Origin of the sequence: Microbispora triticiradicis, assembly GCF_005864065.1 — a bacterium.
GTDB lineage: Bacteria > Actinomycetota > Actinomycetes > Streptosporangiales > Streptosporangiaceae > Microbispora > Microbispora triticiradicis.
In genome coordinates this window covers 34,977-54,542 of the sequence record NZ_VANP01000002.1, presented here as the reverse complement: position 1 = coordinate 54,542, position 19,566 = coordinate 34,977, and the positions used below count along the sequence as shown (strand labels likewise).

General features: G+C 72.4%; 17 protein-coding genes. 5 read left to right on the top strand and 12 right to left on the bottom strand.

Features of this window, described 5'->3' with window-relative positions; translation table 11 throughout:
* Positions 1 to 159: 159 nt before the first annotated feature.
* The 4 genes from FED44_RS05380 to valS form a co-directional block, all read right to left on the bottom strand.
* Positions 160 to 840, bottom strand: coding sequence for a DUF3710 domain-containing protein (locus FED44_RS05380; RefSeq protein ID WP_244301738.1), 681 nt, complete (start codon positions 838 to 840; stop codon positions 160 to 162).
* A gap of 63 nt (positions 841 to 903) precedes the next feature.
* Entirely contained in the window at positions 904 to 1,341 is a 438-nt protein-coding gene (dut, locus tag FED44_RS05375; protein ID WP_111698086.1) for a dUTP diphosphatase, read from the bottom strand.
* A 121-nt stretch (positions 1,342 to 1,462) separates the two neighbouring features.
* Entirely contained in the window at positions 1,463 to 2,764 is a 1,302-nt protein-coding gene (locus FED44_RS05370; RefSeq protein WP_244301737.1) for an AI-2E family transporter, read from the bottom strand.
* A gap of 67 nt (positions 2,765 to 2,831) precedes the next feature.
* Entirely contained in the window at positions 2,832 to 5,375 is a 2,544-nt protein-coding gene (gene valS, locus FED44_RS05365) for a valine--tRNA ligase (protein WP_138459967.1), read from the bottom strand.
* 69 nt (positions 5,376 to 5,444) lie between these two features.
* On the opposite strand from valS, the gene FED44_RS05360 reads away from it, so the two are divergent.
* The gene (locus FED44_RS05360) at positions 5,445 to 5,762 is read left to right on the top strand and encodes a DUF4235 domain-containing protein (protein WP_187406012.1); all 318 of its coding nucleotides are present in this window, start codon (positions 5,445 to 5,447) and stop codon (positions 5,760 to 5,762) included.
* Here the strand turns inward: FED44_RS05360 and FED44_RS05355 are convergent.
* From FED44_RS05355 to FED44_RS05335, 5 genes are all read right to left on the bottom strand, one after another.
* Entirely contained in the window at positions 5,752 to 7,155 is a 1,404-nt protein-coding gene (locus FED44_RS05355; RefSeq protein WP_111698088.1) for an alpha,alpha-trehalose-phosphate synthase (UDP-forming), read from the bottom strand. The two genes, FED44_RS05360 and FED44_RS05355, sit on opposite strands and share 11 nt — an antisense overlap.
* 302 nt (positions 7,156 to 7,457) lie before the next feature.
* Positions 7,458 to 8,210: a hypothetical protein gene (locus FED44_RS05350; protein ID WP_244301736.1), complete on the bottom strand. Its 753-nt coding sequence runs from the start codon at positions 8,208 to 8,210 to the stop codon at positions 7,458 to 7,460.
* A gap of 19 nt (positions 8,211 to 8,229) precedes the next feature.
* Positions 8,230 to 8,529, bottom strand: a complete 300-nt coding sequence (locus tag FED44_RS05345; RefSeq protein ID WP_030454398.1) for a DUF4193 domain-containing protein — start codon at positions 8,527 to 8,529, stop codon at positions 8,230 to 8,232.
* A gap of 257 nt (positions 8,530 to 8,786) precedes the next feature.
* Entirely contained in the window at positions 8,787 to 10,115 is a 1,329-nt protein-coding gene (locus tag FED44_RS05340; RefSeq protein WP_244301735.1) for a sensor histidine kinase, read from the bottom strand.
* On the bottom strand, positions 10,112 to 10,765 hold the full coding sequence (locus FED44_RS05335; protein WP_111698089.1) for a response regulator transcription factor: 654 nt from the start codon (positions 10,763 to 10,765) through the stop codon (positions 10,112 to 10,114). The genes FED44_RS05340 and FED44_RS05335 overlap by 4 nt, the downstream gene beginning before the upstream one ends.
* A gap of 243 nt (positions 10,766 to 11,008) precedes the next feature.
* On the opposite strand from FED44_RS05335, the gene FED44_RS35665 reads away from it, so the two are divergent.
* A complete protein-coding gene (locus FED44_RS35665) occupies positions 11,009 to 11,173 on the top strand; it encodes a hypothetical protein (protein ID WP_165900481.1) in 165 nt (54 codons plus the stop codon).
* Positions 11,174 to 11,256: 83 nt separating this feature from the next.
* Here the strand turns inward: FED44_RS35665 and FED44_RS05330 are convergent, their stop codons facing one another.
* Both FED44_RS05330 and FED44_RS05325 read right to left on the bottom strand, forming a co-directional pair.
* Positions 11,257 to 12,078 (bottom strand): inositol monophosphatase family protein, encoded by an 822-nt coding sequence (locus FED44_RS05330; protein WP_138459966.1) that lies wholly within the window; start codon positions 12,076 to 12,078, stop codon positions 11,257 to 11,259.
* A 107-nt stretch (positions 12,079 to 12,185) separates the two neighbouring features.
* The gene (locus tag FED44_RS05325) at positions 12,186 to 14,156 is read right to left on the bottom strand and encodes a S9 family peptidase (protein WP_138460239.1); all 1,971 of its coding nucleotides are present in this window, start codon (positions 14,154 to 14,156) and stop codon (positions 12,186 to 12,188) included.
* An 87-nt stretch (positions 14,157 to 14,243) separates the two neighbouring features.
* Here FED44_RS05325 and FED44_RS05320 point away from each other — a divergent pair, with 87 nt between their 5' ends.
* Positions 14,244 to 15,242, top strand: a complete 999-nt coding sequence (locus FED44_RS05320) for a ferrochelatase (protein ID WP_138459965.1) — start codon at positions 14,244 to 14,246, stop codon at positions 15,240 to 15,242.
* On the opposite strand, the gene FED44_RS05315 is transcribed toward FED44_RS05320, so the two are convergent.
* Complete coding sequence (locus FED44_RS05315) at positions 15,239 to 16,375, bottom strand: lytic transglycosylase domain-containing protein (protein ID WP_244301734.1); 1,137 nt, start codon at positions 16,373 to 16,375, stop codon at positions 15,239 to 15,241. The two genes, FED44_RS05320 and FED44_RS05315, sit on opposite strands and share 4 nt — an antisense overlap.
* 255 nt (positions 16,376 to 16,630) lie before the next feature.
* On the opposite strand from FED44_RS05315, the gene FED44_RS05310 reads away from it, so the two are divergent.
* Both FED44_RS05310 and FED44_RS05305 read left to right on the top strand, forming a co-directional pair.
* Positions 16,631 to 17,821: an MFS transporter gene (locus tag FED44_RS05310; RefSeq protein ID WP_111701631.1), complete on the top strand. Its 1,191-nt coding sequence runs from the start codon at positions 16,631 to 16,633 to the stop codon at positions 17,819 to 17,821.
* A gap of 82 nt (positions 17,822 to 17,903) precedes the next feature.
* Positions 17,904 to 19,196, top strand: coding sequence for a D-arabinono-1,4-lactone oxidase (locus FED44_RS05305; protein ID WP_138460237.1), 1,293 nt, complete (start codon positions 17,904 to 17,906; stop codon positions 19,194 to 19,196).
* The last annotated feature ends 370 nt before the right edge of the window (positions 19,197 to 19,566 follow it).

Below are 19,566 nucleotides of genomic sequence, written 5' to 3'. Positions count from 1 at the left end.
GGGCCATGCCTCCCCGCAGCATACGTGAGAACGCCAGCCGGTCAGAAGGACGGCAAGGGCAGGGCTTGCCCCCGATTCGTCAACGGCCCGCGGGCGCGGTCCCGGCGTGCCGGACCGCCCGGCCCGACGGCGACGTCCCGGCGGGCCGGGCGCCGCCGTTCAGCGGATCTCGCTGATCTCCGGGCCGCGCTCGAACGGCCGCAGTTCATCCCGGTGGGGGGCCTGCTCGTCGGCGGGCTGCCGGTCCACCGGAAGGCGCAGCGGGATCACCTCTCTGGGCGGCATCGGCTCGTCGCCGCGGACCACCACAATGCCGCGGACCACGTCCTCCAGGACGTCGCCGGCCTCCCCGCCGGACGCCGCCGGGCCGCTGATGACGGCCTGCAGGAACCAGCGGGGGCCGTCCACGCCGAGGAAACGCACCGGCTGCGGCTCCGTCTGGCCCTGCGCGGGAGCCCGGCCCACGAGCTCGGGGCCGAAGGGGCCGTCCCGCTCCTCCAGGGCCCCGCCCGCGGCGGTCACGTCCCTGACGGCGTCGGCCCGCATCTCGTCCCAGATGCCGTTCCGCTTGGGCGCGGCGACCGCCTGCACCTGCAGCAGGCTCTCCCCCAGCAGGACGATCACCCCGGTGATCTGGTCGCCGTCCACCCTGAGCTGGATCTCGAACCGGGGGTCGACGGGCAGGCGCAGGCCTCCCAGGTCGACCCGTTCGGCCTCCGGATAGTCGTCCGCCGCGTCCCAGGGGCCCGTCGCCCGCGCCGTGGCGGGGCCGTCCTCCCGCACGACGGCCGGTGCGGTCTCCTCCTCCGCGCGTCGCCGGCGTCGAAACACTTCGCTCACTCTCCTCGTGTCCTGCGTGTGCCGGGCATCTGCGTGTGCCGGGCATGTGCGTGCTTGGGGCTGTCAGCTCCCCGTCGAACCGAACCCGTTCGTGCCCCGTACGGAGCCGGGCAACCGGTCCACCTCGTAGAACGCCGCACGCTCCACCCGCTGGACGACGAGCTGGGCGATCCGGTCGCCCCGCCGGAACCGTACGGCGTCCTTGGCGTCGGTGTTGATCATCGTGACCTTGATCTCGCCCCGGTAGCCGGCGTCGACCGTGCCGGGCGCGTTCACCAGCGTCACGCCGTGCCGGGCGGCGAGGCCCGAACGCGGATGCACGAACGCCGCGTAGCCGTCCGGCAGCGCGATCGCGACGCCGGTCCGCACGACGGCCCGCTCACCGGGGAGCAACTCGACGTCCTCCGCCGCGTACAGGTCGGCCCCGGCGTCGCCGGGATGCGCGTACGCGGGAAGCGGCAGACCCGGATCGAGCCGGTGGATCAGGATCTCGACGCTCATGCGGCGGCCTCGGCTCCCCCGAAGGGGACGGTGCCGCGTCCCGGGACGGTGCCTCCCGGACCCGGGCCCGCCGGAGCCGGCGATGTGGCGTTCGGCACAGGGCTGCTCATGAGGCAAGACCCTACCCGTTGCGCTGGGGCGACACCGCCTCTCCCGCGCCGGAGGACGGGGGCGCCGTCCCCGGGGGCCGGTCCACCTCCCCCTCCCCGCCCCCCGCGGCCGCGGAACCGGCTGTGAGCTCGGCCGCGGGTCCGGCGTGCCCGGGCTCCGGCGCGGGCTCGTGAGCGGTCCCGGCCGGCCCCGGAGGGCCGTCCGGGGGGCCCGCGTCTCCCCCGTCCCCCGAGGGCTCGATGGCGGGCCGGTCCGAGCGCAGTTCCGGGAGGGCGCGGTAGATGACCGCCGTCAGCGGCACGGCCACGACCGCCCCGGCGATGCCGCCGAGCACACCGCCGACGGCCAGGGCGAGGATGATCGCCAGCGGGTGGAAGGCCAGCGCCCGGCCGACGATCAGCGGCTGGAGCACGTGGTTCTCCAGCTGCTGCTCGACCACGAGGACGCCGACGAACACCAGGGCGTAGACCCACCCCTGCGAGCCGAACGTCACGAGCGTCGCGATCGCGCCCGCGAAGAGGATGCCGACGATCGGGATGAAGCTCGCGAAGAAGATGAGCACGGCGAGCGGGGCCCACAACGGCACCCGCATCCCGGCGAGCACGATGCCGATCACGATGCCGTGGATGGCCGCGACCGCCACCGTTCCGTGGACGTAGTGGGAGATCGTCACCCAGGCGGCCCGGCCGGCCCGGTCGACCCGGGGCGCGGCCTGGCCGAAGCCGCGCAGGAACCAGGCCCAGATGCGGTCGCCATCCTTGAGCAGGAAGAACGTCACGAAGAGCAGCAGGACGATCGAGGCCAGGACCTCGACGAACGCGGTGGCGCCGGTCAGCAGCGTGCTGGTGATCTGGCTGCGCTGCTCGTTGACCTGCCGGCTCAGCTGGTCGACGATGTCGGCGATCTGGGCCTCCTTCAGGTGAAGGGGGCCGTGCAGCAGCCAGCTCTGCAGGTTGCGCGCGGTGAGCTGGATCTGCGCGACCAGCCCGGGGAACTCCTCGTTCGCCCGGGTGCCGATGAGGATGCCGATGCCCACGATCACGGCGAGGCCGAGAAGCATCGTGATCCACGTCGCGTAGATCGGCCGCAGCCCGGCCTCCCGCAGCCGCCTGGTGAGCGGGTACAGCAGCGCGGCGAGCAGCAGCGCGACGGCCACCGGCAGGACCACGAAGCTGATCCTGCCGATGATCATCGCCAGCACGTAGATCGCCGCGCCCACCAGCAGCAGCCGCCAGCTCCACGCCGCCAGCGTGGCGAGTGTCGGCGGCACCCCCTCGGGGGATCGCCTCTTGGACGGGTTAGACGGGATCACGGCTCCAGCCTGGCATGCCCGGGGGCGCGGCGCGCAGTCGTTTTACCTTCCGTCTGCCTGCGGCGCGTCAGGCGGCCAGCTCCGCCACGGCGTCGAGGGGGGCGTCGCCGGGCTCCAGGACGAACTCGTCGACGTTCCCCGCCGCGCACAGGTCGTCCTGGGCGAGCCTGACGAGGTCGGCCTGGTCTCCCGACACGGTCAGCCGGGACACCTCGGCCCGCATGGACCGCCGGGCCTCCGACTTGGCCCGCCGCACCCGGCGCAGCACCTCGGCCACCGCGTCCAGCACCGCGGGGTCGCCGCGCTCCGCCTCGGGCAGGTCCCGCGGCGACGGCCAGGCGGCGCGGTGCACCGACCCCTCCCGCCACCACGACCAGACCTCCTCGGTCACGAACGGCAGGAACGGCGCGAACAGCCGCAGCAGCACGCCGAGCGCCGCGCGCAGGGCGGTGACCGCCGACGCGTCCCCGGCGTACGCGCGGGCCTTGACCAGCTCCACGTAGTCGTCGCAGAACGACCAGAAGAACCGCTCGGTCCGCTCCAGCGCCCGCGTGTAGTCGTACGCCTCGAACGCCTCGGTGGCCTCGCCTACGACCGTCCGCAGCGCGGCCAGCATGGACAGGTCGACCGGCTCGACGACCTCCCCGCCGCCTTCGGACCGGAAGCCCAGCACGAACTTCGACGCGTTCAGGATCTTGATGGCCAGCCGCCGGCCGATCTTGATCTGACCCGTGTCGAAGGCGGTGTCGGTACCGGGCCGGCCGCTCGCCGCCCAGTAACGGACCGCGTCGGAGCCGTGCTCCTCCAGCAGGCCCAGGGGCGTGACCACATTGCCCTTGGACTTCGACATCTTCTTGCGGTCGGGGTCGAGGATCCACCCGGAGATCGCCGCGTGCCGCCAGGGCAGCCCGCCGTGCTCCAGGTGCGACCGCACGACCGTCGAGAACAGCCAGGTACGGATGATCTCGTGGGCCTGGGGCCGTAGGTCCATCGGGAACACGCGGCGGAACAGGTCGTCGTCGCGCTCCCACCCGGCGGCGATCTGCGGGGTCAGCGAGGAGGTCGCCCACGTGTCCATGACGTCGGGGTCGCCGGCGAAGCCGAGCGGCTTGCCGCGCTGGTCCTCGCTGTAGCCGGGCGGCACGTCGCTGGAGGGGTCGACGGGCAGCGCCCGCTCCGGCGGGGTGATCGGGGCCTCGTAGACGGGCTCGCCCTCGGCGTCGAGGGGGTACCAGACCGGGATCGGCACGCCGAAGAACCGCTGGCGCGAGATCAGCCAGTCGCCGGCCAGGCCCTCCACCCAGTTGTCGTACCTGACCCGCATGTGCGGCGGGTGCCACTCCAGTTCCCCGCCCCGGTCGAGCAGCGCGCGGCGCAGGGCGAGGTCCCTGCCGCCGTTGCGGATGTACCACTGCCGGGTGGTCACGATCTCCAGCGGGCGGTCGCCTTTCTCGTAGAACTTCACCGGCCGCTGGATCTTGCGCGGCTCGCCGTCCAGGTGGCCGGACTCGCGCAGCATCTCCACGATGCGCTCGCGCGCGCTGTGCACGGTCTTGCCGGCCAGCTCGGCGTACGGCCCGGCGGGCACGCCGTGCGGCGGCTCGGGGAGCAGGCGGCCGTCCCAGCCGATCACCGGCCGGGTCGGCAGGTCGAGCTCGCGCCACCAGGTCACGTCGGTCACGTCGCCGAAGGTGCAGATCATCGCGATGCCCGAGCCCTTGTCCGGCTCGGCCAGGTGGTGGGCCACGACCGGCACCTCGACCCCGAAGACCGGGGTGCGCACGGTGGTGCCGAAGAGCGGCCGGTAGCGCTCGTCGTCGGGGTGGGCGACCAGGGCCACGCAGGCCGGGATCAGCTCGGGCCGGGTCGTCTCGATCCACACGCGCTCGCCGAACCCCTGCTCACGCTGCGCGGGCGACAGGTCGAAGCCGATGCGGTGGAAGGCGCCGGGCCACTCCCGGTCCTCCAGCTCGGCCTGGGCCACGGCGGTGCGGAACGTCACGTCCCACAGGGTGGGCGCCTCGGCGACGTACGCCTCGCCGCGGGCGAGGTTGCGCAGGAACGCCCGCTGCGAGGCGGCCCGGGCGCCGGCGTCGATGGTCGCGTAGGTCAGCGACCAGTCCACCGACAGGCCGAGGCGGCGCCACAGCTCCTCGAACGCCTTCTCGTCCTCGGCGGTCAGCCGCTCGCACAGCTCGATGAAGTTGCGGCGCGAGATCGGCGCCTGCCGCTTGGCGTCCGGCTTCTCCGGCGGCGTGAAGTCCGGGTCGTACGGCACGGAGGGGTCGCATCGGACGCCGAAGTGGTTCTGCACCCGGCGCTCGGTGGGCAGGCCGTTGTCGTCCCACCCCATCGGGTAGAAGACCTCGCGTCCCCGCATCCGCTGGTAACGGGCGATCGTGTCCGTGTGCGTGTAGGAGAAGACGTGCCCCACGTGGAGGGATCCGGACACGGTCGGCGGCGGGGTGTCGATGGAGTAGATCTCGTCCCTGCCGCGGGACCGGTCGAACCTGTAGGTCCCGTCGGCCTCCCAGCGGGCTACCCATACCGCCTCCAGGCCGTCGAGAGCAGGTTTCTCGGGCATGGCTGCGGGGAGTCGCTGTTCGGTCATGCCACCACATGGTATGGCGTGGCGCACCTCCCCGAGGGGAGACACTAAGGTCGTTATGGAGGAGGAATCATGGCGGACACGGCTCGCGCGGCCAAGCGGGAACTCGGCCTGTCGGAAAAGCCCGACATGCAGTGGCGGATCATCGGCGGACTGCTGGGCCTCGCGGTGGGCTTCGCCTCCCGCAAGGTGCTGGCGTACGCCTGGGAGAAGGCGACCGGCAAGGAGCCCCCGGCGAGCGCCGACTCCCCGGACATCGGCCTCGGCGAGGCGATCGCCTACGCCGTCGTGATGGGGCTCGGCATCGAGGTCACCCGGATCGTGGCGACCCGGGCGGCGGCCAGGAAGTGGCGCTCCTGGAAGGACGCCGCCCGCGACCTCACTCCGTAGGCGCGGGCGCCGGCTCCCCGGACTCAAGGGCCGTGAGGAAGTCGCTGGCCCACCTGTCCACGTTGTGCGAGGCGACCCTGCGCCGCAGCGACCGCATCCGGCGGGCGAGCTCGTGCGGGGTCGCCCGCATCGCGGCCAGCATCGCCCGCTTCATGCCGGCGATGTCGTACGGGTTGACCATGTAGGCCTGGCGCATCTCGTCGGCCGCACCCGCGAACTCGCTCAGCACCAGCGCGCCGCGCAGGTCGTGGCGGCAGGCGACGTACTCCTTGGCGACGAGGTTCATGCCGTCGCGCAGCGGCGTGACGACCATGACGTCGGCCGCACAGTACAGGGCGGCCAGCTCCTCCTTGTTGTACGACTGGTGCAGGTAGGAGATCGGGTGACGGCCGAGCATGCCGTGCTCGCCGTTGATGCGGCCCACCCGCAGCTCGATGTCGTTGCGCAGCCGGATGTACTCGGCGACCCGCTCCCGGGTCGGCGTCGCCACCTGGACGAACACCGCCTCGCCCGGCTTGACCGAGCCGTCGTCGAGCAACTCGCCGAAGGCCTTGAGCCGCTGGCCGATGCCCTTGGTGTAGTCGAGCCGGTCGACGCCGAGCAGCATGTGCTCGGGGTCGCCCAGCTCGGCCCGGATCTCCCTGGCCCGCTGCTGGACGCGCGGCTCGCGGACGAGCTGGTCCAGCTCGCCGAAGTCGACCGAGATCGGGAACGACTCGGCGCGCACCGTCCGGTCCTCGAGCTGGATCTCGTTGCGCAGGTACTGCACGCCGAGCAGGCGGCGGCACAGGCGCAGGAAGTTGGCGGCGCCGCCCGGCCGCTGGAAGCCGACCAGGTCGGCCCCGAGCAGGCCCTCCAGGATCTCGTTGCGCCAGGGGAGCTGGTAGAACAGCTCGCCCGGCGGGAACGGGATGTGCAGGAAGAACCCGATCTTCAGGTCGGGCCGCAGCTTGCGCAGCATGGCCGGCACGAGCTGGAGCTGGTAGTCCTGCACCCACACGACCGCGCCGGGGGCGGCGGCCTCGGCGGCGGCCCGGGCGAACCGGTCGTTGACCGCCTTGTAGGCGTCCCAGAGCACCCGGGAGTAGATCGGGGTGGCGACCACGTCGTGGTACAGCGGCCACAGGGTGGCGTTGGAGAACCCCTCGTAGTACAGCTCGACCTCGAGCTGGGACAGCGGAACGGGGATCAGGTGCATGCCGTCGTGGTCGAACGGCTTGAGCTCCTCTCCCGCCGCGCCGGTCCAGCCGAGCCAGGCGCCGTCACGGCGCTGCATGACGGGCGCGATGGCGGTCACCAGCCCTCCGGGGCTGCGACGCCACTCGTTCTCACCCACGCGGTCCACCGGCAGCCGGTTCGCGACGATCAGAAATGAGCTGGTGCCATCACGCATGAACCCCTCCAGGGTCGCCTGTGACCACCATACGGAAAGCCACCAGGCGACCCCATACCCGTAATGACGTGCACAATTCACAGCTGAAACTGTGAGAATGATCTCACGCAGCTCACGGGGGCTCGCCAAGTGGTTTAGACCAATCGGTGACACTTCTCTACCCGGAACATCGGGACGGCCGGAGAGTGCCGATTGGGATGGTCACCTGGACCGGCCGCCGTCGCCGGAGGCGTGCCGGACGGCGGGGAGACGGTGGAGGGGACGCGGGGAGGAGACGGCCGGAGAGCGGCCGGGAACGGGGGTCAGCCCGGCGGGAGGGCGTGCCCGCGGAGCAGGTCCGCGCGAACGGAGGCGGCGAGCTTCTTGGTGGCGGCCCGGTTGAGGGCGGCGCCCGCGACCGCCCCGGTGAGGAAGGGGCCGAGGGTGGTGAGGTGCCGGCCGAGTGTGCGCATCAGGCGGTTGCGCAGTGCGGTCTTCGCTGCGGTGCCGAGCGCGATCGTGGCCGAACCGGGGGCGAGGGGATTGACACCCCGCTGTTTCGACCAGGCGAGCGCGTACGCGGCCGCCCTCTGGGTGCCGTTGCCGGGCACCTGCACGCCGTAGACCTCGTGGAGTTCGGCGAGGAGCTTCACCTCGATGGCCGCCACGACGAGCGTCTCGGCGACGATCTGGGCGGGCGCGGACAGCAGCAGGGGCGGGGCGGCGAACTCGGCGGCGGCGAGCGCTCCGCCGACCGCGCCGACCGCCATGGTCGCCTTGGCGGCGGTGCGGACGAGGTCGTCGGCGAGCTGATCGCCGGTGAGCCCGTAGTGGTGCTCCCGCAGCGTCGCCAGGTCCCTGATCGGTAACCGCGGGGCGATGTTCATGAAGACGTCGGCCAGCCATCGGCCCCGGCCGGTCCCGCGCTCGCGCGCCTTCCCCGCGGACTTCGCCAGGGCCTGGCTGAGGCGGCCGAGCAGCCGTCGCCGCTCGGCCCCGTCCGTCTCCTCAGGGGCCACGAGTTTGCCGACCAGGTCGGCCACCTCGTCGTTCGATCGATCCGCGTCTGAAGTCACGGACCCTCCTCAGGGTCTCCTAGGCGGCACACTCGCGGCAGACCTGCTGGCCGTTCTTCTCCGAGGCCAGCTGGCTGCGGTGGTGCACCAGGAAGCACCGCGAGCAGGTGAATTCGTCGGCCTGCCGAGGAATCACCCGAAGCGAGAGCTCCTCGTTCGACAGGTCCGCCCCCGGCAGCTCCAGCGACTCGGCCAGATCGGTCTCGTCGATGTCGATGCTGCCCGACGACTTGTCGCTCCGGCGCGCCTGTAGTTCCTGGAGGCTGTCCTCGCTGAGGTCGTCGTCGGTCTTACGCGGGCTGTCGTAGTCGGTAGCCATCTGCTACTCCATCCCCCTCATCTATCTGCCTGCGCTCGTGTCGCGCGTCCTAACGCTCGGGAGGCCGGTGTTGTGCCCGCGGGGGCCGGGAAATCGTGCAATCGGTACCCGCTTGAACGAACACTGAACCTCCCGACACGGGTGGCGTGCACCGCCGGGGACTGCGGTTAGCCAAATATGGCGAAAACCACAGTATCGGCGGTATCCCCACCGTGTTCGACGGCACATCCAACCACATGTACGGCGCGCACGCTCCATCAGCGCGCCGACTGCGGCATCCCCGGAGAAACCCCGTTTCCGGAGAGTCGCACCGTCACCACGAGCCCGCCCCCGTCGCGGGGAACGGCGACGACCGTTCCGCCGTGCGCCCGGACGATCGCGCGCACGATGGACAGGCCGAGACCCGCGCCTTTGGCGGATTGGACCCGGTCGGCATTCAGCCGCCGGAACGGCTCGAACAGGCTCTCCACCTCGTACGCGGGAACGTGCGGTCCCGTGTTCGCGACCTGAACAACCGCACCCCCGTCCACCATTCCCGTACGGACCCATACTTTTCCGTTGGGACCAAGATTGTGCTTGATGCCGTTCTCGACGAGGTTCGAGAGGCAGCGTTCGACGAGAACCGGATCACCCGTCGTGGCGGCGGGATGAAGGTCGTGTTCAACCGTGACCCCTTCCTCCTCGGCGAAGGCGGCCAGTTGCTCCACCGCCGTCCGCGCCACCTCCTGCACGTCCACGGGCTTGCGCACCGACAGCTCCCGCTCGCTGCGGGCGAGCAGCAGCAGGCCCTCGATGAGCCGCTCGTTGCGGGCGGTGGTGCCGAGGAGCGTGCGCCCGAGCACCTTGAGGTCGTCCGACGCCTCGGGGTCGGACAGGGCCACCTCAAGCACGGTGCGGTTGATCGCCAGCGGCGTGCGCAGCTCGTGCGAGGCGTTGTCCACGAACCTCCGCTGGGCGTCGAAGGCGGTGTTGAGCCGGGTGAGCATGGCGTCGAACGTGTCGGCCAGCTCCTTCAGCTCGTCGTCGGGGCCCTGGAGGTCGATGCGCTCGTGGGCGAGGGAGGTCTCCGACAGCTTCCGTGCGGTGACCGTCATCTTCTTGATCGGCCGCAGCGCCCGGTCGGCCACGACGTATCCGAGGATCAGGGCGAAGATGCCCACGCCCAGCAGCGCCAGCAGCGACCGCTGCAGCAGCTCGCTCCGCGCCGCCGCGGTGGCCTCCGCCTGCAGGTTGGCGTAGTTGTTGTTGAACTCGTCGATCACCTCCTGCGGCACGCTCGGCGGCAGCAGGATCTTCGGCACGCTCTGCCACCCGACGTTGATCGCATGCCCGACCAGCACGTACATGACCATCACCAGCAGCGCGCCGGCGACGAAGACCAGCGCGGCGTACGTGAGGGTCAGCCGCCAGCGGATGCTGACGCGGTTCTGCAGCGACCGCATCTCGTCGAGGAGGTTGGCCCGCTGGACCGGGTGGGCGACCAGGGGCGGCGGGCCGTCCCAGGCGGGCGGCCCGCTGGGCGGCGGCGGAACCTGGCTTCGGTAGGGACCGGTGCCCATCGGGTCCGACATCCGGCCGGGCGTCACAGCCGGTAGCCGACGCCCGGCACGGTCTCGATGACCGGCGGGTCGCCCAGCTTCTTGCGCAGGGTCATCATCGTCACCCTGACCACGTTGGTGAACGGGTCGATGTTCTCGTCCCACGCCTTGTCGAGCAGGTCCTCCTGGCTGACGACCGCGCCCTCGGCGCGCATCAGCTCCTCCAGCACCGCGAACTCCTTCTTGGTGAGATGGATCTCCGCGCCGTCCCTGGCCACCTGGCGCTTGCCGGGGTCGAGCCGGATGCCGGCCCGCTCCAGCACGGGCGGCAGCGCCGGCGCGGACCGGCGGCCGAGCGCGCGCACCCGGGCCACGAGCTCCATGAAGACGAACGGCTTGGCCAGGTAGTCGTCGGCGCCGAGCTCCAGCCCCTCCACCTTCGCGTCGACGTCGCCCGCGGCGGTGAGCATGATGATCCGCGAGGCGGACCGCTCCGCGACCAGGCGGCGGGCCACCTCGTCACCGTGGACCTTCGGCAGGTCGCGGTCGAGCACGATCACGTCGTAGTCGATGTATCCCGTCTTCTCTAGGGCGGCGGCGCCGTCGTAGGCGACGTCCACGGCCATCGCCTCCCGGCGGAGGCCGGTGGCGATCGCGTCCGCGAGCACCCTCTCGTCCTCCACCACTAGCACGCGCATCAAGGTCCTCCTCGCTGGTACGGACGCCCTCATTGTGGCCATGACCGGCGTAAGCCGCCGGTAAGCGGCCCCGGCACTCTACGTGACGTAGAGCACAGAAATTCACAGGTTTGCGCTCGGTCCCGTTATGGGTATGGCCCCGGGCACCCTCCATTGTCGTGTGCCGGGGTAGGCGCGTCTCTCCTGAGCGGATTCCGCGCCGGCGTCCCCGCGACACGTTCGCCCCCTGAGAAAGAAGGTGAGATGGGCGAGTTCACGACCACGATCGAATCCAGGCTCGACCAGGCCTACAAGGGTCTTGAAGAGGCCACGACGAGCGGGGACGACTTCCTCGCCGACACCCTCACCGCCGAGATCGAGGACCTGCACCGCCTCGCGGAGGATCACGGCGTCTCCATCAACCGCTGACCGCGCCATCACCTGACGAAGGGGCCCGCCGTACGGCGGGCCCCTTCGACTGTGCCGGGCCGTGTGGAAGAACGCCGTGGTGGTCAGTCCCGTTCGGGGTCGAGGGGGACGAGCAGGTCGTGCAGCTCCTCGAAGAGCCCGGGCGCGGCGCACAGCACCATGTCGGGGCTCACCTTCTTGCCGTTGAGGCCGCCGAGCCGGGCCCCCGCCTCCGCGGCGACGAGACCGGCCGCGGCGTGGTCCCAGTAGTTGGCGCCGCGCTCGTAGTAGGCGTCCACCCGGCCCGCCGCCACGGAGCAGAGGTCGATCGCGCAGGAGCCGCCCCGCCGGATGTCCCTGACCCTCGGCACCACCTGCGCGACCACCTCGGCCTGCACGCGCCTGCGGGCGGCGCCGTAGCCGAAGCCGGTCGCGACGAGCGCCCGGTCGAGCGGGACGCCGGTGTTGCAGCGCAGCCGCTCGCCCCGCAGCCACGCGCCGCCGCCCCGGCGGGCGGTGAACAGCTCACCACGCGGGACGTTGTTGACCGCGCCCGCGACGATCTCGCCGTCCACCTCGACGCCGATGCTGACCGCCCAGTCGGGCACGCCGTACAGGAAGTTGACCGTGCCGTCGATGGGGTCGACGACCCAGCGGACCACGCCCTCGCCGGGGGTGTCGCCGCCCTCCTCGCCGAGGATCGCGTCACGCGGCCTGGCCTCGGCGATGCGGGCGCGGATCAGTTCCTCCGCGGCCCGGTCCAGCGCGGTGACGACGTCGGTGGGGCTCGACTTGGTGGCGAGCACCTCGGGCCGCGCGGGCCGCTTGGCGAGCAGCATCTGGCCGGCCTCCTCCGCTATGCGGGCCGCCAGCTCCAGCAGCTCCTCCTCCCGAACGCGGTCGTCCCGCCGCTCCCGCTCGTCCATGCCGGTGTGCCCCCTCCTGAGTTCGTGATCGTGGCCGCCCGCTGGAACGGAACGGCCACGGATAGCTCCCACATCCTCCCAAACCAGGATCGAGAGCTCTCGGACGGTCACCGCAGGGAGGCCGGGCGGCGCCACTCCTCCCCGAGCACGTGCTGCCCCAGGAAGGCCAGGACGGTCTCGTACCACGCGATCGCGTTGCCGGGCTTGAGCACCCAGTGGTTCTCGTCGGGGAAGTAGAGGAACTTCGCCTCGACCCCCGACCGCTGGAGGTCCCACCACAGCCGCAGGCCCTCGCCGATCGGCACGCGGTAGTCCTTGTCGCCGTGGATGACCAGCATCGGCGTCCTGATCTCGCCGAGCCAGCGATGGGGCGACAGCCTCTCGTAGCTGGCCGAGCCGGGCGCGCCGAACTCGCGCTGCCAGTAGTCCGCGCCGTCCGTGGTGCCCGCGAACTGCTCCAGGTTCCACAGGGAGGCGTGCGTCACGATGGCCCGGAAGCGGTCGGTGTGCCCGGCGACCCAGTTGGCCATGTAGCCGCCGAACGACCCGCCCATCGCCGCCGTACGCTGCTCGTCGATCTCCGGCCGTTTCAGGCACTCGTCCGTGATGGCCATCAGGTCGGCGTGGGTGACCGGGCCCCAGTCGCCCCAGCCCCGGTCGATCATGCCCTGGCCGTACCCGGTGGACAGGCAGGGGTCGGGCAGCAGCACGGCGTATCCGTGCCTCGCCATCAGCCAGGGGTTCCAGCGCCAGCTCCAGTCGTTCCAGCTCCCGAGCGGCCCGCCGTGGATCCACAGCAGGAACGGCGCGGGGTCCTCGGCGGTCGCCTCCGCGGGGACGACCAGCCAGCCCCGGATCTCGGTGCCGTCGTCGGCCGTGGCGGTGACCTCGGTCAGGGTGCCCGGCAGGTCGAGCGCGGGAACGGGCGAGGGCAGCGCGGTCACGGTGCCGTCCGGGTCGATCCGCACCGGCACGGGCGGCGAGTCGACCGCGCCGCGCAGGGCGTAGACCTCGCCGCCGGGGGCCGGGCACAGCTCGGCGTACGCGCCGTCGTCGGAGGTCAGCCGGGTCGTCGCCGAGGCGGCAGGCCCGTCCAGGGAGACGCGGAAGACCGGCCGGCGGCCCCGGTCGTCGGCGGCGACGAACAGCTCCGCCGACGAGGGCGCCCACGCGACCGACGCGGGGAAGATCTCCTCGGCGACGGCCCGCCCCTCACCGGTGGTTAGGTCGATCACCCAGACGTCGACCGTGGCCGAGACCCGCTCGGTGGCGTGCCGCTCCCGGGTGCAGGCGACGTGCCGCCCGTCGGGCGACACCACGACCGGCCCGCCGAAGTCGTGGCCCGGCGAGGTCGCCAGCGTCCGCCGGGACCCGTCCGCGAGGTCGATCGCGACCAGGTCGGTGCGCCCCGCCCCGTTCGGCAGGAACTCCCGCCAGGCGGAGATCACGGCCGAGCCGTCGGGGGTGACCGCGAAGGAGGCGTCGCGCAGCGCGCCGCCCGGCTCGGGGGTCAGGTCCCGGACGTCCTCCAGGCCATCCCGGGCGGCGCGGCCCGCGAAGAGCCGCGGCTGCGCCGGGCCGAGGTCGTGGTCCCAGAAGCGGATCGGGTAGCCCTCGTGCAGGATCGCGCTGACGCCGTCGTCCTCGCGGCCCTTGCGGCGCTCCTCCTCGGTCGCGGCGTCGCCGGGCAGCACCTCCGACGCGTAGACCACCACACCGCCCGCCGCCCGGACCGCGCCGATCCCGCCGGGGCGGGTGGCCAGCCGTACGGGCTCGCCCCGCTCCGGCAGCAGCCACAGCGCGGGCGTGTCGCCGCCCGGCTCCTTGACCGTCTCGTCGGGCCGCCGGGAGACGAACAGCAGGCCTCCGTCCAGCAGGCTGCCGCCGGGGGCGAACTCCGCGCCCGCCTCCCCCTTCGCCGACCGCGTCAGCCGGTGCGGCTCGCCCTCGGGGGTGAGAGGGATCTCCCACAGCGCCGTTCCGTACGACCTGCCGTCGGGGTTGAGGGACTGGACCACGGAGACGAGCCGGGTGCCGTCGGGTGACAGCCGCAGCGACGCCACGCGCGGCAGGGCCATGTACTCGCGGATGTCGGGAAATTGGGTCACCGCTCGAACCTACTCGCCCGGGCCGACCGTCTCGACCCCCCGATAGTGTTGTCGTTCATGGGGAGCACCACGGGGTCTGACGCAGGGGACAACGCGGGGTACGACGCCCTGCTCGTCGTCTCGTTCGGGGGGCCGGAAGGCCCCGAGGACGTCATGCCGTTCCTGGAGAACGTCGTACGCGGCCGGGGCGTGCCGCGTGAGCGGCTGCTGGAGGTCGAGGCGCACTACCAGCGGTTCGGCGGGGTCAGCCCGATCAACCGGCAGTGCCGCGAGCTGATCGACGCGCTGGATGTGGACCTCCCGGTCTACTGGGGCAACCGCAACTGGCATCCGTTCCTGGAGGACACGGTCCGGCGGATGAAGGAGGACGGCGTCCGCCGGGCGGCGGCCTTCGTCACCGCGGCCTACCGCTCCTATTCGAGCTGCCGGCAGTACCTCGACGACATAGCCCGCGCCCGGGCCGCCCTGCCGGGGGCCCCCGAGATCGTCAAGCTGCGCCACTACTACGACCACCCGGGGTTCGTGGCCGCGATGGCCGACCACACCCGCGAGGCACTCGCCGCGCTCCCCGAGGACGTGCGGACCGGCGCCCGGCTCGTCTTCACCGCGCACAGCATCCCCGTCTCCATGGCGCGCACCGCCGGCCCGTCCGGCGGTGCGTACGAGGCCGAGCTGCGTGAGACCGCGCGGCTGGTCGTCGCGGCCGTGGACGAGGGACGGCCGTGGGACCTGGTGTGGCAGAGCCGCAGCGGCCCGCCGCAGGTCCCGTGGCTGGAGCCGGACGTCTGCGACCACCTGGAGGCGCTGCACGCCGAGGGCGTGCCGGCCGTGGTGCTGGTGCCGATCGGGTTCGTGTCCGACCACATGGAGGTCGTCTACGACCTCGACACGGAGGCGGCCGCCCTGGCCGGAAAGCTCGGCATGCCGCTCACCAGGGCCGCGACCGCGGGCACCCACCCGCGGTTCGTGTCGATGGTGGCCGAGCTGCTCGCCGAACCCGCGCCCGCGCCGTGCCCGGGCACCTGCTGCCCGGCCCCCGCCCGCCGGCCCTCCTAGGAGGCGTACGAGCGGGCGTAGGCGTCCGCGAGGGACAGCACCTTGTTCACGTAGTCCCAGGAGTGGTTGTAGAACCACACGGACTTCCTGAGCTTCTCGCCCCCCGCGCCGGCCCCGTTGGCGCACAGGTACTTGGCGGCCGACGGCACCGCGTCGTAGGGGCTCCAGATGTCCGCCTCGCCGTCGCCGTCGCCGTCCACGCCGTACGACTTCCAGGTGGCGGGCATGAACTGCATCGGCCCGAGCGCCCCGGCGGACGACGGGCCGTTGTTGCGGCCGTGGCTGCTCTCCACCTGGCCGATCGCGGCGAGGACGGTCCAGGAGAGGCCCGGGCAGACGGTCGCCGAACGCTGGTAGAGGTCGAGGTAGCTCTCCGGCCGCCCCACCAGGGCCTGGCCCTGCGGCGTGGCGGCCTTCGGCCGCTCGCTCTCCGGGCCGATCCGCACGACCTGCGCGCCCTTGCCGAGCACGCGGGCGACCGAATCCCGGTCCACCTTGCCGGGGTCTCCGTGCACGAGCACCACGACCCCGGCGGGGAAACCGAGGCGCCGCCCCATCTCCTGGCTGACCAGCCCGTCGATGTCGGGCAGCCCGAGCGAGGCCGAGGCCGCGACCCGCAGCCGGGGGCCGCCGTCGATCTGGTAGTCGACGCCCAGCCGCACGCCGAGCCGCTTGATCGTCCCGCTGTCGGCGACCAACTCGCCCCGGGCGAGTCCGCTCCACACCTCCGGGTGCTCGGCCACCCGCTTGGGCGTCCACGAGCGGAACTGCGCCGGGTCGACCGCGAGCAGGCGCAGGGCCGTACCGGCGACGTGCACGGCGCCGCCGTCGGTGACCGCCACCTTCTGCACGTGCGGCAACCTGGCGATCCTGCGTAGTGTCCGCGCCGGAACCGTGGCCGGGGAGATCGCCAGGAGCTGCGGCGGCGTGACCTGCACGCCCGGCCCGCCCGCGACGGGCGCGCTCGACGGCAGCGTGCGGTCGGGCACGAGGGCGGCCGCGGTGGCCCGCGCGGCCGGGCGCGCCTTGTCCGGACGCGGCCGGTCGCCGGCCACGTCACCGTCCGCGAGCGCGCCGGCGTCGGGCCAGGTCACGAGGGCGGCGGAGCCCATGGCGAGTACGCTGAGGATCACGACCGCGAGCCCGGTCACGATGGGGCGGAGGCGCCCGGTAGCGTAGGAAGAGCGGGAACGCACAGTCAGACCCCGCACCCCCGGCGACGGAAAATCACTTGCCCCATGATAGGCGGGCAGGCGATGGTCGAAACCGGAAATAAACGACGTCCGCGTGCCTCAGGAGTTCTCACCGGAACTTTCCGCAGGCCGCCGCCGCTGTCCGAACGGCCGGCCCGGACGCACACGCACCATCGTGCCGAAGGGGAAACACCAATGGTCGGGCCGTATCGCGGGCTGTTCGGCACGCCCGGAGTCAAGGGCTTCGTTCTCGCGGGGTTCGTGGGGCGGGCGCCCATGTCGATGCTCGGCATCGGGGTCATCCTGCTCGTCAACGCCGTCACCGGCTCGTACGCGACGGCCGGGGCGGTCGCGGCGACCGTCTCGGTGGCCTTCGCCGTCGCCGCGCCCCTGTCGGGGCGGCTCGTGGACCGCTTCGGCCAGTCGCGGGTGCTCGTCCCGTTCATCCTCCTGCACGCCGCCTCGATCACCGCGCTGATGCTGTGCGCGCACGGCCGGACCCCCCAGTGGGCCCTGTACGCGGCGGGCGTGGCGTCCGGCGCCACCGGCCTGTCGCTGGGCTCCATGGTGCGGGCGCGCTGGTCGCACGTGCTCGACGACCCCTCCCGGCTGCACACGGCGTTCTCGTTCGAGTCGGTGGCCGACGAGCTGATCTTCGTCGGCGGCCCGGCGTTCGTCACCGCGCTGACGACGGGCGTCAACGCCTACGCCGGGCTCATCGCCACGATCGTCCTGGCCGTGTCGGGCACCCTGGTCTTCGCCTGCCTGCGCGGCACCGAGCCCCCGGTCGTACGGCACCAGAGGTCCGGCGGGTCGCCGATCGCGATCCCGGGGGTGGCGCTGCTGTCGGCTGTCTTCCTCGCCATGGGCGCGGTGTTCGGCTCGATCGACATCATCACGGTCGCCTTCGCCGACGAGCACGGCAACAAGGCGGCGGCCGGGCTGCTGCTCGCCTCGATCGCGGCCGGCAGCATGATCTCCGGCCTGTGGTTCGGCTCCCGGCACTGGAAGATCAGCCTGCGCAGCCGGTTCGTGCGGGGGCTGTCGCTGTTCGCGGCCGGGTTCACCCCGGTGCTGCTCATGGACGACATCCGCGCGATGGCCCTGGCGCTCTTCCTCGCCGGGCTGTCGATCTCCCCCACCCTGATCACCGGGTTCTCGCTCGTCGAGCGGATGGTCCCGGCCGGGCAGCTCACCGAGGGCATGGCGTGGATCTCCACGTCCATCGGCCTCGGGGTGGCCGTCGGCGCGTGGGCGGGCGGGCGGCTCACCGACGCCTACGGCGCGTCCAACGCGTACGGCTTCTCCTACGCGTGCGCGCTGCTCGCGGTCGCGGTGGGTCTCGGCGGGTCGGCGCTGGCCCGCGTGCGGCAGCGGGCCGGCTGACGCTCCGCCGTCCGGGCTGTAGGCAGCGGGGGCGTTCATGAGTAGTGTTCGCGTTCACTGCCGGGCACTGGAGCACAAGAGCATGGACGCCTTCGTCAACTGGGCGCGCAACCAGTCGGTCACGCCCGCCGAGATGCGCACCCCCGCCTCGGCCACCGAGGTCGCGGACGCCGTACGGGACGCCGCGAGAACGGGCCGCCGGGTCCGCATGACCGGCACCGGGCACTCGTTCACCGGGGTGGCGCTGACCGACGGCGTCCTGCTGCGGCCGCACGCCCTGACCGGGGTGCTCGCCGTGGGCGACGGCTGGGTGAAGGTGGCCGCGGGCACGCCGCTCCACGCGCTGAACGAGGAGCTCCACCGGCGGGGGCTCGCGCTCGCCAACATGGGCGACATCACCGCGCAGACCGCCGCCGGGGCGATCCAGACCGGCACGCACGGCTCCGGCAGGCACACGGGAGGGCTCGCCGACCAGGTCGCCGAACTGGAGATGGTGCTCGCCGACGGCTCGGTCGCGACCGTGCGGGAGGGCGACCTGTTCGACGCGGCCCGGGTGGGGCTGGGCGCGCTCGGCATCCTCACCGCCGTCACGTTCCGGGTCGAGCCCGCGTTCCTGCTGCGCGCCAGACGGGAGCCGATGGCGTTCGGCCGGATCCTCGACGGGCTCGACGACCTGACCGGGGCCGACGACCACCTCGACTTCTTCTGGCTGCCCCACACCGACACCTGCCTGGTCAAGCGCAACAACCGCGACGCCGGCCCGGCCCGGCCGCCAACGGCGTTCAGGAGGTGGCTCGACGAGGTCTTCCTGGAGAACACGGCGTTCGGCGCGGCCTGCGCCCTCGGCGCCCGCCTCCCCCGGGCGGTGCCCGCGATCAACCGGGCGTCCGCCCGGCTGCTGGGGGCGTCGGAGCACGTGGACGCCTCCCACCGCGTCTTCACCTCCGTCCGCGAGGTCCGCTTCCTGGAGACGGAGTACGCGATCCCGCGCCGCCACCTCGCCCGCGCCCTGCGGGAGGTCCGCGACCTGCTGGACCGGTCGGGCCGACCGGTCACCTTCCCGGTGGAGGTCAGGGTCACGCCGCCGTCGGACGCCTGGCTGTCCACGGCGTACGGCCGGGACTCGGCGTACATCGCCTGCCACGTCTACCGGGGCGCGCCCGACCCGGAGTACTTCGCGGGCGTCGAGGAGATCATGACCCGGCTGGAGGGCCGGCCCCACTGGGGCAAGCTGCACACCCGCGACGCGGACTACCTGCGCGGCGTCTATCCCAGGTTCGGCGACTTCGTGGCGCTGCGGCGTGAGATGGACCCTGACGGGCTGTTCGCCAACGATTACCTCGACCGGGTCCTCGGCGCGTCGCGGGATGGCTGACCCCATCGCCGCGTAAAGTCCCTCTCCACGGTCTGGCGTCTTCCGCGTGTCGCGTTGCCCAAGCCTCCCCCGGGGCAGGCACATTGCGGAGCACGGGCAGACCGGAGCCCGGCGCGCCACTCGAACCCGAGGGAGCAACGCAGTAATGAGACCCTCCCGCAGGTCCGGCCGCACGGCGTACGGCACGTGCGCCGTCGCCAGGCCGTACGGACGGGCCGTGGGCGCGCGCCATCCGAGACACGACCCTCACTCTCGCGTTCCGGGTGCCGCCTTTCCTCTGGTCGATCATGACCGACGGGTTGCGGCGAAGTGAACGTCAAAAATGTGACCGGGGTCACAACACCTGCCTCGCCTCCCGGCGAGGCGATGT